The organism is Flavobacterium aquidurense (assembly GCF_002217195.1).
Taxonomy (GTDB): domain Bacteria; phylum Bacteroidota; class Bacteroidia; order Flavobacteriales; family Flavobacteriaceae; genus Flavobacterium; species Flavobacterium frigidimaris.
The window spans coordinates 1-14,422 of the sequence record NZ_MUGR01000020.1 but is presented as its reverse complement, the minus strand read 5'-3'; the positions used below and the strand labels follow the sequence as shown (position 1 = coordinate 14,422).

Below are 14,422 nucleotides of genomic sequence, written 5' to 3'. Positions count from 1 at the left end.
GGCGCTGCTCTTTTATTTTAATCAAAAATAGAAAAATAAATTCTAAAAATAAGTATTAATACGTAAAAATACTTATTTTTACATAAAACTAAATAAGTGAATTATTTAGAATTCTGCACCAATCAATAATAGTAGTATCCAAAAAAACAGTTGTAATGCAAAATACCAAAATCAAAACTACCTGTTCGTACTGTGGCGTTGGCTGCGGGATTATCGTCACCAACGATGCTAAAAACGGTGTGATGGTAACCGGCGATAAAGACCATCCGGTAAACAAAGGCATGTTGTGTTCTAAGGGAATGAATTTGCATTACGTTGTCAATGATACTTCAGACAGGATTTTATATCCTGAAATGCGAGGCAGCAAATCCTATCCGTTAGAGCGTGTGAGCTGGGATACTGCTCTTGATCGCGCTGCTGCTGTTTTTACTTCTATTATAAAAAAACACGGACCGGACAGCGTTGGTTTTTATATTTCAGGGCAATGTTTAACTGAGGAATATTATCTGGTAAACAAACTCGTAAAAGGCTTTTTGAAAACCAATAATATCGACACCAACTCGCGCTTGTGCATGAGTTCTGCCGTAGTAGGTTACAAAAAGACTTTTGGCGAAGACTCTGTACCCATTGCTTACGACGATATTGAACTGGCGGATACTTTCCTGATTACAGGAGCAAATCCTGCCTGGTGTCATCCCATTTTATTTCGAAGAATTGAAAAACACAAAGAGAAAAATCCAAAAACAAAAATCATTGTTATCGATCCAAGGCGAACAGATACGGCTGCTTTTGCCGATTTGCATTTGCAAATTCTTCCCGGAACTGATATTATTTTATATCATGCCATTGCCAAGCGCATTATCGAAAAAGGATATGTCGACAACGATTTTGTAAAAAATCATGCCGAAAACTTCAAACAATATAAAGACTTAGTCTTAAATACCTCTTTTGAAAAAGCTTCTAAACTTTGCGGAATTTCTGTAAACGACATTAAACTTGCCGCAGATAGTATCGGAAAAGCAAAAGGATTTATTTCGCTTTGGGCGATGGGACTTAACCAAAGTGCCGTTGGTGTTGATAAAAATACCGCTTTGCTCAACTTATCCTTATTGACGGGCCAAATTGGCAAACCCGGTTCAGGTCCTTTCTCTTTGACCGGACAACCGAACGCAATGGGCGGACGTGAAGTGGGCGGAATGGCAACATTACTGGCCGCACACAAAGACATTGCAAATCCAGAACATCGCAAAGAAGTAGCTGATTTTTGGGGAGTTGATGAAATCTCAGACCAACCTGGTTTAACCGCAACAGAAATGTTTGAAGCCTTAGAATCAGGAAAAATGAAAGCGGTCTGGATCATCTGCACCAATCCTATGGTGAGTTTACCTGATTCACGCCGTATCGAAAAAGCGTTGCAAAATGCTAAATTCGTAGTCGTTCAGGACATTTCGCACAATGCAGATACCTCAAAATATGCCGACTTATTATTGCCTGCTGCGGGCTGGCTGGAAAAAGAAGGCACAATGACAAATTCAGAACGTCGTATTTCGTATTTGCCTAAAGGAATAAATGCTCCCGGAGAAGCACTTCCGGATATTGAGATCTTAATTCGTTTTGCTAAAAAAATGAATTTCGATGGTTTCGATTTTAATAGTGCCGAGGAAATCTATAAAGAACATTGCGCGTTAACCAAAAATACTAATATTGACATTTCATTTTTAAATTACCATCGTTTAAGAACCGAAGGCACTTTTCAATGGCCGGTTCCTGATTATGGACATCCGGGAACTCCACGCCTTTTTACGGATAAAAAATTCTATACACCATCACAGAAAGCCATTTTCAATTTACCAACCCATATCGAAAATACTTCAGAAGCACCAAGTCCAAAATTTCCATTTATACTAACTACAGGAAGGGTTCGCGACCAATGGCATACGATGACGAAAACCGGAAAAGTATCTCGTTTGATGCCCCATACGCCTAGTCCGGTTTTAGAAATCAATCCGATTGATGCTTTTAAAAATGATATAAAAAATGGGGATATTGTCGTTGTAACAAGCAAAAACGGAGAAGTTCGTGTAAAAGCAAAAGTAACCGATTCAATCAAAGAAAAAGTAGTTTTTCTGCCCATGCATTGGGGCAAACAACTCGAAAATGATCTGAACAGAACCAATAATTTAACGAATACAGTTGTCGATCCTGTTTCAAAAGAACCTGATTTCAAATATACTACGGTTGCCATTTCCAAATACGTAAAGCCTTTTCAAAAAATCGTCATTGTAGGTGCCGGAGCAGCAGCTTTCCGATTCATTCAAAACTATCGTGAATTCAATACAACCGATGAAATAATTGTCTTCTCGAATGAAGTAAACCCGTTTTACAATCGCGTTTTGCTTCCGGAATATATGACGGGGGAATTTACGTGGGAACAACTTTTAAAAGTAAAAGATGGTGAAGCTTTAAGTAAATTAAAAATTACCATGAAAGCCGGTGTAGCAATTACGAAAATCGATGCCCCTCAAAAAAACGTACTAGACAGTTTGGGTGAGACACATACTTATGACTCCCTGATCATCGCAACCGGAAGCCGTCCGTTTGTTCCTGAAAATGCCCAACTTCATCTTCCCGGACGTTTTACCGTAAGACGGAAAGAAGATGCCGATCGTCTAAAAAAACATCTTGACAGCACGAATTTGCCGTCCGAGGAACAACACGTTGTCATTATTGGAGGCGGTTTATTAGGTTTGGAATTGGCCGCTGCCCTCAAACATAAAAAAGTAAAAACAACCATAATTCAAAGAGCTTCCCGATTGATGGAACGTCAGCTCGATCGGGTCTCAAGTAAATTATTGGCAGAAGAAGTTCAGCTTCGCGACATTCAGATTTATTTTGATAATGAAGTCAGTACTGTTTTTGAAACCGATAATAAAAATGAAATAGAAATCGCTTTGAAAAGTGGCCGGATCATTACCGCAAATGCCATCGTTTATACCATTGGAACAATTCCGAATATTGAAATTGCACGCGAAAGCGGACTTGCCTGCGGACGCGGCGTAAAGGTAAATCAGTATTTACAATCTTCAAATCCTGACATTTATGCTATTGGTGAGATTGCTGAATTTGAAAATAAATTGTTCGGAATCACTTCTGCTGCCGAAGAACAGGCTGATATTTTAGCCAACTTTTTAGCGGGAGATATCAGCAGTTTTTACAAAGGCTCTATTTTAATGAATATTTTAAAACTAGAAGACATTAACCTCTGCAGTATTGGCGATTTGACTATTCCTGAAAATGATGATTCTTATGAAGAAATTATTTTTGCCGATTTAAAGAAACGCTATTACAAGAAATGCATCGTAAAAGACGATTTGCTTGTTGGGGCCATTTTAATGGGGGATAAAAACGAGTTCGCCGAATTTAAAACCATGATCGAAAGTAAAATCGAATTGTCTGATAAGCGAAATACACTGCTAAGAGGAAGCTCAAACGCAAAACCTGTTTTAGGAAAATTAGTCTGTTCCTGCAGTCAGGTAGGAGCCGGAAATATAGAAGAAGCAATAAAAAGCGGCGTAAACAATTTTACCGATTTGTGCAAAAATACCGGTGCCGGGTTAGGCTGCGGAAGCTGTAAAACAGAAGTAAAAGAAATACTTGCAAAGTGTAAAATTTAGTTTTTTTTGTTTCAGGTTTCAAGTTTCAAGTTGTTGGAACGTACAGAAACTTGAAACTAAAAAACTTGAAACCTGAAACAAAAGTTATGGAACTAACAAGATTAATAGTAAAAGGAGGCGTTATTTCGCCGGGTGAATTACGGGAAGTAGTCAATATGGCAATGCATCAGGGTTTAGATTCGATTTCATTTGGTTCAAGACAAGATATTATTTTTCCAAGCGGATTTAAATCTTTAGATAAAGAAAAACTGGGCAAACATCATTTTGTTTTTCCGGAAGAAAAAAGCGGCAACAATATTGTTTCTTCGTATGTTTCTACAGATATTTTCAGAAATACCAATTGGCTTACCGGAAACAAATTTTTATATATTTTAGAACAGTTTAAAGAACAGCCAAAGCTAAAAGTCAACATCAATGACCCAAAGCAGCAATTAGTTCCCTTATTTACCGGTCACCTTAATTTTATTGCCTCAGAACACGAAGATTATTGGTATTTATACATTCGTTTGCCTAAATGGCAACGTATGGAAGTATATCCTATTCTAATTTACAGTTGGGATATTGCCCAGTTTTACTATGAAATCGAAAAAATTACCGCTGAGGAATCAATTGGTATCGACCTGATATTTGCTCTTGTCAGCGAAGCTTTGGATACCAATAACCGAACAATTGACAAACCTTTGAATATTCCGTTTTATCCTTTTCCCTATTACGAAGGCATGAACCGAATGGGAATTGATCAATATTGGCTCGGATTATACTGGAGAAATAATTTATACAATCTGGATTTCCTGAAAGAAATGTGTGATTTATGTTTCGATTGCAAAATTGGAAAAATATGTATCACGCCCTGGAAATCGTTTATTATAAAAGGGATTCCAAAAGACAGAAAACTGGAATGGGAAAAGTTCTTAGGTAAAAAAGGAATCAATGTCCGTCATTCTTTATTAGAACTGAATTGGCATTTACCTGTCGCATCAGAATGGGCTTTAAATCTTAAAACCTTTCTGGTCCGCACACTTGATCAGTTCGACATTAGTACATATGGTTTGACTTTTGGTATCTCTGAGTACAATCGTGACGGGCATTATTTTACTTCGATCGTAGTCGAAAAAAATGAATTGCCCGCAGCTTTAGAATCCATTAAAATTCGGGATACTTATAATGTATTATTTGCAAAAAATTTCGATGCCAATACACGAGAATACGTTGTGCATTCACAAGATATTGATAAACTGGAATTACCAACAATTTTAATTGAATTAAGCCGAAAGTATTTCGATGAACTCGGAAATTCGATTCCGGAAGCAACAGAAAAGCTACAAAAAAAAGAAAAAAAACAATTAGACATCTATCAATGTCAGGAATGTTTAACGCTTTACAAATCAGAATACGGAGATGAAAACCAGGGTATCCCGAAAGGTATTTTATTTACTGATTTAGCCGAAACTTATTGCTGTTCGTTATGCGAAGCGCCTAAAAGCAATTTTAAAATTTTAGAAATTCCTGAGAATTAAACTGCCTTCTTTCATTAGTATTTTCAGGAGCTAATCCAGCTGTCCGCTATATCTTTTACTTTTTAAAGAAAAAAGTAAAAGGATGCCGCTTCCATCTGGGCTATGGCACTCGTTTTCAAGAGAAAAATCTAGCAAACTACCACGTTATCATTCTTTCATCTTTACAAAGTAATTTACATTATTTCTCAAGTAGAATTGTTAAGAGATTTTAGTCTTTATTTTTTAACAAAAACTCAATCTATTAAAAATAAGATCCTTATCGTTAATTTTTAAGTAAAAACTTAACATTGAGAGACTTGTTTTATGTTTATCTTTACTTAACTGTTAATTAACAATTTAGTTACATTGTAGTAATTACTCATCTAAAAACGCATCAATATGGAAAACGAGAACGAAAAAATTACCCCAGAAAAAACTGATTCACCAACACCTGAAAATACTCAGCCTGTTACAGAAAATAAAAAAACGGCAAATACAACAGCTACAAAAACAACGGCTACAAAAACACCAGTTCGCAAAGCAGCACCAGTTAAACCAACAACTGCTGCAAAACCGGCTGCACCAACCAACACAACTCCAAAAGCCACAACAAAAACAGCAGCTGCAACTTCGCCAAAGCCCGCAGCACGAAGAGCTCCGGCAAGAAAAATTACTCCGGCTGCTATTGAAAAAACAGAAGAAATAATAACTCCAAAAGTAACGATCAAGCAACCAACAAAAAAAGAAATATCAGAAAGTAAAGCTGATGACGTGATAAAAACAAAAGGAGAAAGTAAGAAAGATAAATCAACAGATAAAAAGAAGAAAAAAGTGAAAGACAAAGACAAGGAAAAAGAGAAAAAGAAATTAGCTAAGAAAAAAGATCAGGCTAAAAAAGACAAAAAGAAAGAAAAAGCTAAAAAAGCAAAACAAAAAGCTGCTGCTAAGAAAAAAGAAAAAGCTAAAAAAGCGAAAGAAAAAGCAAAGGCTAAAAAAATAGCCAAAAAGAAAGCGAAATCTAAGAAAAAAGAGAAAGCTAAAAAGAAGAAATAAAATTAAAAGAAGGTTTGACTTGAAAAAGTCAGACCTTTTTTTATCCTCCAATCGCAATCATACTACGATTATCAAAGTGAAGTTTAGGGTCGTCTATTTCTTCGATCGTGACCATTCCTGCTCTGACTTTCTTTTTAGTTTTAATAGATTCAGAAATCAAATTGGCAATCGATTCACCATTTCTAAAAGGGGTCAGCAAATCGGTTTCAGCATTAGAGAAAAGGCAGTTTTTAATTTTTCCGTTTGCTGTAAGTCGAATTCTGTTGCAGCCATCACAAAACGGATTAGTAATCGAACTTATAATTCCAAAATCGCCTTGAAAACCTTTTATTGTATACGTTCTGGCCGTGAAGTTTTTTTCATCTTGTAATTTCTCCATTTCTGCAGAAGAAAAGACATTTTCTATTTGCGCCAGAATCTCCTTTTGCGAAACCATTTTACTCCTGTCCCACTCGTTTCCGGCAAATGGCATAAACTCAATAAACCGAATTGATACAGGCAGAAACTGAGTTAGTTTGACAAAATCTACAATTTCATTTTCATTAAAGCCTTTCATCAAAACCACATTTATTTTAACCTGAAAATCATTATTCAAAAGCAAATGCAGATTATCGATTACTTTCTCAAACTGATTTCGAAGCGTTATCGAATGAAATTTAGAAGAAACCAGAGTATCTAAACTCAAATTAACTTTTTTGATTTTAAACTGCTTTAAAACATCAATATGGCGGTCAATTAAAATTCCGTTTGTCGTAATGGAAAGCAAAACATCAAGAGAAGCCAGTTTAGAAATAATCTCCGGAAAATCTTTTCTTAAAAGTGGTTCGCCTCCGGTTAATCTTATTTTGTCAACACCGTTTTCAACGAAAGTCCGGGCAATAGCAAAAATCTCATCTGCCGTCATTAAACTGGCTTTGGGAGATAATGCGATTCCGTCAGCAGGCATGCAATATGCACAACGTAAATTGCATTTTTCTAACAGCGAAATACGCAAATAATTGTGTTTTCGCCCAAAATCATCCGTCAAAATTGTGTTAGAGGGCATCATGATTTTTTCCTTTTAAAATATGAAAAACGTGCATTACATGCGGAAAAACAGCATCCATAGATTCTCTGGCTCCGTTGGTTGATCCCGGCAAAGCCAAAACCAGGCTTTTTCCTAATGTTCCTGCAACGGTTCTCGATAACATCGCATAAGGCATTCTTTGTTGGCCGTAATCACGAATAGCTTCTTCGATTCCGGGAATTCTGCTTTCCAAAATTGGTGATAAAGCTTCCGGTGTAACATCTCTTGGAGACAAACCTGTTCCTCCCGTAAAAATGACCAACTGGTGCTCTTTGGCGAAAGCCTTAGTTTTTTCCTGAATAATAGCTATTTCGTCCGGAATAATTTCGTAATGCGCTGTTTCAACTCCGTAAGAAGTTAATTTCTCCACAATGATTTTTCCGGAGCGGTCTTCTTTATCACCGGCAAAAATAGAATCTGAACAAACAAAAACTGCCGCCTTTATTACATTCGGGAATTTATTTTTGAAAGAAGATTTCCCTCCTTCTTTATTGATTAATTTAATTGTCGAAATCTCTATTTCCTTATCAATAGGTTTCAGCATATCGTACATCGTCAACGCTACTATTGATGCGCCGTGCATGGCCTCAACCTCAACTCCGGTTTTGTAAACTGTTTTTACACTAAAAATAATCTCAATCGTCAAGCCTTCGATTTTATAGTCTACCGATGTAAATTCAATTGGAATCGGGTGACAATCCGGAATCGATAAGTGGGTGTTTTTTACCGCAAATAATCCGGCTGTTTTGGCCATTTCGAATACATTTCCCTTCGGAACCAAATTATTCACCACGGCATCAATTGTTTCCTGTTTACTAACTTTGACAATTGCTGTGGCTGTTGCAGCTCTTAATGTGCTTATTTTATGCGTAATATCAACCATTATTGTTTTGTTTCCAGGTGAATGTATCATTCTCAAACATTTCTTTACCAAAAATAGGCACATCTGTTTTTATCCAGTTTACGATCGCTTCTGTCGCCTCATAAACTTGTTTGCGTCGTGTTGCCGAAACAAAAACGAACAAACAAATTTCGCCTGCTTTTACAACTCCCAAACTGTGATAAATGTGCATGCAGGTTAAGTCGAATTTAGCAAAAGCTTTTTCCCGAATCGCATACAAAGCTTCATTCGCCATATCGGTATAAGCCGAATAATCGATCGCAACAACTATATTATCGTGAATTACATCGGCACGAACTTGTCCCAAAAAAATATTGTGCGCACCAATAGTGTGTTTCGACTGATGTTTGGCGATTGATTCTGCAATAAATTCAGGAGCTATTGGCCCTTCTACAAATACATTTTTACTCATTTTTTTATTTTTTTTGCCCAGGATTAAACGTTTTCACTAATTAAACATTTTACATTTTTATCTTTTTAAATCTGTAAAATCATCATTTTTAAAAACCGTTCAACAAACCTTTTAATTCTTTTGTTCTGCTTATTGTGATTTGCATTCTGCAATCTGCATACATTTTATTGGCTATAACTCCACCTTCACCTTCCGGATAGCTTTTAAATTTGCAATTTGAATCTCTAAATTTTATCCAGTCTTTTTGAGAATTGATCAGGTTTGCCTGATCTATTGCTCCTAACTTATTTTTTAATTGATTATAAGTTGCATTCAGTTCCTTATCCGCTTTTTCATAAGCTACATAAATTTCTGTTTCACCAGTTGCGTCAACATGTTTTTGGGAAAAACCAAATTGACTAAAACAGAGAGACAAAAACAATCCAAAAAATATTTTTTTCATAACATTATTAAATTAAATAGTAAATTTTTCTTGTAGTAATTGTTTCATTGCAAATGCGCCGCCAACAATATTTTTTATGTTTTTAAATTGATGTTTCTGAAGCAATTGAGCTGCTATCTTACTTCTGATTCCGGATTGACAGAAAACGTAAATGGTTTGGCTTTTATCCAGCTTTTCCATTTCATTTTCTAAATTCATGAGCGGAATCTGAATTCCATTTTTGAAATTGATTTTCGGAAATTCAACTTCATTTCTAACATCCAGAAATAAAACTTCAACATCATTAATTTCATCTAAAACAGATTCAAAATTCACTTCTTCAATCTGATTTTCTTCTATGCCATACTTTTTATCAAAAATCTCTTTGTTCATCAATAGAACATCACTTTTATCAAAATCATACTTTTGCTGTTCGTTATTCAGAATATTGTACACCACTATTTTTCCTGTCAAAACGGTTCCTGTTTCCACAATCATTTTGATTACTTCGTTGGCCTGTAACATTCCGATAATTCCAACAGACGTTCCTATAACTCCTGCATCTTCGCAATTTGTAGCTGTACTTTTTTCATCCGGATACAAACATCTGTATGTGGGTCCGTTTTGATAATTAAAGACCGAAACCTGCCCCTGAAACCTGAAAACGGAGCCATAAACCATTGGTTTATTTGTTACTAAGCAAGCATCATTTATGAGATATTTTATCGAAATATTATCTGTTGCATCAACAATAATAGTATATTTTTCAAATAAAGTAATCGCATTTTTTCCGGATAATTTCTCCGTTATGGCATTCACTTTCACGGAAGGGTTCAATTCTGAAATCATTGATTTTGCTTCCTCGGCTTTGTATTTTCCAAGAGCTGAACTTTTGTAAATCACCTGACGATGCAAATTTGAAATTTCGATACAATCGTGATCCACAATTCCAATTTCCCCAACACCTGCTCCAGCCAAATAAGGCAAAATAGCCGCTCCCAAACCTCCGGCTCCTACAATCAGAACTTTGGCTTTCGATAATTTGAGCTGACCCTTGTCTCCAATTTCAGTCAGCATTATTTGTCGGTTATAACGTGTTGAATCATTCATACAATTAATTTTATCCTCCGGCAAAAGGAGGTAATAAAGCAACGATATCAGTTGTCTGCAAGATGTATTGAGTCGCTTTTGGAACTATTTTCTGGTTTATTGCAACGCTAAAGGACAAGGATTCGAATTGGTATTTTTCGTCTAAATCCTGCAGTAATTCCTGCAGCGAAACTTCAGAAAAAGGGATTTTTTCGAATTCACATTTTGTCTTTTCTGCGACAGCTCCAAAATATTTAATCTCGATCATTATTCTAAATTTAAATTCTGAAAAATAAATTCATCTTCAAAGTGTTCCTGAAAATAAGAAGTCAATTTTGATGTATTTTTCACTACTTCACCAATCACAATAATGGCGGGTGAAGAAATTTTATTTTCTGCTACTAATTTAGTAATTGAACGAATCGTTCCCACTACTTTTTGTTCCGTATTTTTTGTTCCGTTTTGAATAATTGCGATGGGCAAATCATCGGTTCTGTTTTCTTTATAAATCGAAATTATTTCTTCTAATTTGTGCATTCCCATCAAAATAACCACTGTTGCGGCTGATTTTGAAGCTAAATAAACATCTTTAGATAATTCGTGATTCGATGTCGTTCCGGTAATTACCCAAAAACTTTCGGCTACCTGGCGCTGTGTCAAACTAATTCCTACTGAAGCAGGAACGCCTAAAGCCGATGAAATGCCGGGAACAACAGCGGTTTCTACACCAAATTTTTCTACGTATTCAATTTCTTCACTTCCTCTTCCAAAAACAAAAGGATCTCCGCCTTTTAAACGTACTACATGACCAAAACGGTTTGCCATTGAAACAATCAATTCGTTGATCTGATCTTGCGTATACGCGTGACAACCCAGGCGTTTACCCACAAAAACTATTTCAGCCTTTACAGCATATTGCAATAATTCTTCGTTTACCAACGCATCGTACAATACAACATCGGCATTTTCTAAAGCTTTAATTGCTTTTAAAGTGATCAGTTCAGCATCGCCCGGACCTGCGCCTACAATTGTTAATTTTGGTATTTTTGAGTTTCGCATAACTTTTAACTTAAATTGATATTCAGGTCATTTAATTCGTCTGCCGAATTGATGTTGGTCAAATGAAAGTTTTCACTTTCTTCAATTTTGATAATTTGATGCGGTATACTCACCAGCAAATTCATCATTTTTAAATCCTCGCTATCAATTGCGCTTTTGATAACGGGCAATACTTTTTTAGAATAAATCCCAATTAAGGGATGCATTCTGCTTTCTGAAGCAAAAATCGTAATTTCAGCTTCTTTATTGTGTTTTGAAATTAACTCTGATAATAATTCAGTAGAAATTAACGGAATATCACAACTCAAAATCAAATTAAACTCCGTTTCAGAATGGGTTAATGCAGTGTAAATTCCACCTAAAGGTCCTTTATCCAAAACAATATCCGGTATTTTCTGATACGGCAGATAGTCATATTCTTTCGTAGCCGTAATCAATTTTATCTCATCGGTAATAGGCAAAATCGCCTGAATAATATGCTCAATAAAGGGTTTTTCCTGAAACAGTACCAGTCCTTTTTCCGACTGCATTCGGGAACTTTTTCCACCACAAAGAATAAATACTGTTAGTGCTTCCATGATTAATTTTTGTTTCAGGTTTTGCAATCTTACCTTTTTTTAAACACATAGAAACATAGCTTTTTGCAACGTTAAAAAAGGCGTTTCACTTGCATCAATTTACATAGCAACGTGTTATCGATATTATCTTCTTTTTCAAACTATAAAAACCTATGTTTCTATGTGTTTAAAAATTAAATTCATTTTATGGAAAAATCAATTTAATGCTTGCCATTAAGATCACGGTTCCTAAAACAAATTTTAATGTTCTGTTAGAGAAATATCCACTTCCGTAAAATCCTCCTAAAATGCCTCCCACCACCGCAATTGGAACGAGATAAAAGCTTTCTGTAGGAATTGTTTTTCCTCCCAAAAAGAATCCCAGCATTCCGGCAAACGAATTCACAAAAATGAATAAACTCGAAATTGCCGCCGATTCCTTGACAGAAGCCCATCCTAAAAACAATAAAATAGGGCTTAATATAATTCCGCCGCCAATACCCAACATCCCTGATAATAAACCTATGACAAATCCTATTGCCAATGCAAAAGGTAATTTTATCTGAACGGCTTCTTTTTCTTTAAAATTGAATATTCCAAACAATCTCAATGCTGCAAAAACCAATACAATTCCTAAAATAATTTTATAAATTGTATTGTCCAAGGTCACAAATCCGCCTATAAAAGCTGCGGGAACAGAAGCTATTGCAAACGGATAAAACAGCTTTGGTTTAAAATAATTCTTCCTGTAATAAAAGAAAAACGAAATACTTGCCACAAACAAATTCAACAACAAAGCCGATGGTTTCATAATCGAAACCGGAAAAGCAAAAATCGTCATCAAAGCCAAATAGCCTGACGCTCCTCCGTGCCCAACGCTAGAATATAAAAAAGCAATTACGATTAAGGCGAAGCTAAACAGGATAATATTTTCCGAACTCAAGAGATTCATTTATTTTGTTTCAGGTTTTAATTTTTTGTTTCAGGTTTTCTTTGTTTCAGGTTTATTTTGTTTCAGGTTTCAGGTTCAACGAATCTTGTCATTCCCGAGAATTACTCGTGGTTGGTTTCAGTTTGTGCTGTATGTTTAATTTTACATACTGCATTAAACAATTATCTCATTATCAAATTATCTCATTATCCAATTCTAATCTATCGGCAATAAAGTCACTAAATCTCCTTTTTTTAGAGTTTCTGTATCATTAGGAACAATTAATAAACTATTTGCTATGGCAAAAGTATTAAGCATTGCTGAACTCTGTCCGTCTAAAACTGTTACATGAGTTTCATCGTATAACGCTTTTAAAAACAATGTTTTCCCTGAAGTGTTTGTAATATCTTCGCTTAATTTTCTGGTCAGCTTTTGTAAATGCGTTTCAGAGAAACCCATTTTGTTTTTAATCGCCGGATAGACATAAATATAAAAATTAGTTAGCGATGACGCCGGATTTCCGGGCAGAGCAAAAACTAAAGTTTCATTTTTAGAACCAAAAAACATTGGTTTTCCAGGTTTCTGATTGATTTTATAAAACAACTCTTTTACCTCGTTTTCTAATAATGCTTCTTTTACAAAATCGTAATCACCAACTGAAATTCCGCCGGAAATTAAAACAATATCGTATTTTAATAATATACTGTTTAAAGCTCTTTTAGTTGCCTTTAGGCTGTCTTTTACTTTATAAACTTTCGTTTTTTTAATTCCGATCGTTTGAAGTGCCGCCTGTAACATGACCGAATTGCTTTCGTAAATTTTTCCTTTAGGCAATATCTTTCCTGGTTTTACCAATTCGTTGCCTGTTACTAAAATGGCTACTTTTGGCTTTTTATACACCGGTATTTCAGTAATTCCTAAACAGGCCAAAAAACCAATTGCAGCTGGTGTAATTAAAGTATTGGCATCAAAAACGACATCTTCCTTACCAATTTGTTCCCCTTTATTTCGAACATTAGCAAATTGCTCGGGCATAATAGTAATTAGAATGGAGTTTTCATTTGCCATCACATGTTCCTGCATTACGACTGTATCTGCATTATGAGGCACAAATGCACCGGTAAAAATGCGAACTGCTTCATTTTCTTTTAGTTTTAAACTCGAATGATCTCCTGCCTGCGAGCTGCCTATTATATCATATTGATGTTTACCGCTATGAATAATAGCATAGCCATCCATCGCCGACTGTCGGAAGGGCGGCATGGCAATTGGCGAATAAATAGTCTCTGCCAAAATATAACCAAGTGCTTTGTGCACTGGTATTCTCTCAACAGGCATATTTGAGCTGTTCTCTGCCACAATCGCTAAAGCTTCTTTAACTTGTATCATTATTTGTTTTGATAAAACTAAGTATTAATACTTATTACAAATATAAGTATTAATTCATAGTATGAGTAAAAAATTTAAAATTATTTTAATGTCTATAAAATTAGTCTAATTTATTCAAAATCAACTTTAAAAAGGATGCTAGTTTTTTGCTTAAAAACATCTTTTAAATCCTTAATTGATCTTCTAGAGACGTTTTACACTGGTTATTTTAAAAAACAAAGAAGTTTAAAATCAAAAAAATAAGTATAAAATACTACATTCTGTATCGTTTCAGGAGTAGAAATTAACATTTGTCATCTATTTTTAAAACAACATTAAACACTTAAAGATCAATACATTAAATAAACAACACACATAAAACAGACCTCTTTAGT

Annotated in this window: 13 protein-coding genes; 3 read left to right on the top strand and 10 right to left on the bottom strand. The window is 35.2% G+C overall.

Going from position 1 to position 14,422, the window contains the following annotated elements; all coding sequences use genetic code 11:
* Positions 1–155 precede the first annotated feature (155 nt).
* The 3 genes from B0A67_RS10680 (at position 156) to B0A67_RS10670 (ending at position 6,223) form a co-directional block, all read left to right on the top strand.
* The gene (locus B0A67_RS10680) at positions 156–3,674 is read left to right on the top strand and encodes a nitrate reductase (protein ID WP_072960141.1); all 3,519 of its coding nucleotides are present in this window, start codon (positions 156–158) and stop codon (positions 3,672–3,674) included.
* An 86-nt stretch (positions 3,675–3,760) separates the two neighbouring features.
* On the top strand, positions 3,761–5,191 hold the full coding sequence (locus B0A67_RS10675; protein ID WP_072960416.1) for a rubredoxin: 1,431 nt from the start codon (positions 3,761–3,763) through the stop codon (positions 5,189–5,191).
* 378 nt (positions 5,192–5,569) lie between these two features.
* Positions 5,570–6,223: a hypothetical protein gene (locus B0A67_RS10670; protein WP_072960144.1), complete on the top strand. Its 654-nt coding sequence runs from the start codon at positions 5,570–5,572 to the stop codon at positions 6,221–6,223.
* 40 nt (positions 6,224–6,263) lie between these two features.
* Here the strand turns inward: B0A67_RS10670 and moaA are convergent, their stop codons facing one another.
* The 10 genes from moaA to B0A67_RS10620 form a co-directional block, all read right to left on the bottom strand.
* A complete protein-coding gene (moaA, locus tag B0A67_RS10665; RefSeq protein WP_072960147.1) occupies positions 6,264–7,271 on the bottom strand; it encodes a GTP 3',8-cyclase MoaA in 1,008 nt (335 codons plus the stop codon).
* Entirely contained in the window at positions 7,258–8,172 is a 915-nt protein-coding gene (gene moaCB / locus B0A67_RS10660) for a bifunctional molybdenum cofactor biosynthesis protein MoaC/MoaB (protein ID WP_072960150.1), read from the bottom strand. The genes moaA and moaCB overlap by 14 nt, the downstream gene beginning before the upstream one ends.
* Positions 8,165–8,602 (bottom strand): molybdenum cofactor biosynthesis protein MoaE, encoded by a 438-nt coding sequence (locus tag B0A67_RS10655; protein ID WP_072960152.1) that lies wholly within the window; start codon positions 8,600–8,602, stop codon positions 8,165–8,167. The genes moaCB and B0A67_RS10655 overlap by 8 nt, the downstream gene beginning before the upstream one ends.
* Positions 8,603–8,690: 88 nt before the next feature.
* Complete coding sequence (locus tag B0A67_RS10650; protein WP_072960155.1) at positions 8,691–9,044, bottom strand: lysozyme inhibitor LprI family protein; 354 nt, start codon at positions 9,042–9,044, stop codon at positions 8,691–8,693.
* A gap of 12 nt (positions 9,045–9,056) precedes the next feature.
* Positions 9,057–10,133 (bottom strand): HesA/MoeB/ThiF family protein, encoded by a 1,077-nt coding sequence (locus B0A67_RS10645; protein ID WP_072960158.1) that lies wholly within the window; start codon positions 10,131–10,133, stop codon positions 9,057–9,059.
* Between the two features lie 10 nt (positions 10,134–10,143).
* A complete protein-coding gene (locus B0A67_RS10640) occupies positions 10,144–10,380 on the bottom strand; it encodes a MoaD/ThiS family protein (RefSeq protein WP_072960160.1) in 237 nt (78 codons plus the stop codon).
* A complete protein-coding gene (gene cobA / locus B0A67_RS10635) occupies positions 10,380–11,171 on the bottom strand; it encodes a uroporphyrinogen-III C-methyltransferase (RefSeq protein ID WP_072960163.1) in 792 nt (263 codons plus the stop codon). Before cobA ends, B0A67_RS10640 begins: the two co-directional genes overlap by 1 nt.
* A gap of 5 nt (positions 11,172–11,176) precedes the next feature.
* On the bottom strand, positions 11,177–11,749 hold the full coding sequence (locus B0A67_RS10630; protein ID WP_072960165.1) for a molybdenum cofactor guanylyltransferase: 573 nt from the start codon (positions 11,747–11,749) through the stop codon (positions 11,177–11,179).
* Positions 11,750–11,933: 184 nt separating this feature from the next.
* Positions 11,934–12,680 carry a sulfite exporter TauE/SafE family protein gene (locus B0A67_RS10625; RefSeq protein WP_072960167.1) on the bottom strand — a complete coding sequence of 249 codons (747 nt, stop codon included), beginning with the start codon at positions 12,678–12,680 and terminating at the stop codon, positions 11,934–11,936.
* A 195-nt stretch (positions 12,681–12,875) separates the two neighbouring features.
* A complete protein-coding gene (locus tag B0A67_RS10620) occupies positions 12,876–14,048 on the bottom strand; it encodes a molybdopterin molybdotransferase MoeA (RefSeq protein WP_072960170.1) in 1,173 nt (390 codons plus the stop codon).
* Positions 14,049–14,422: the final 374 nt, after the last annotated feature.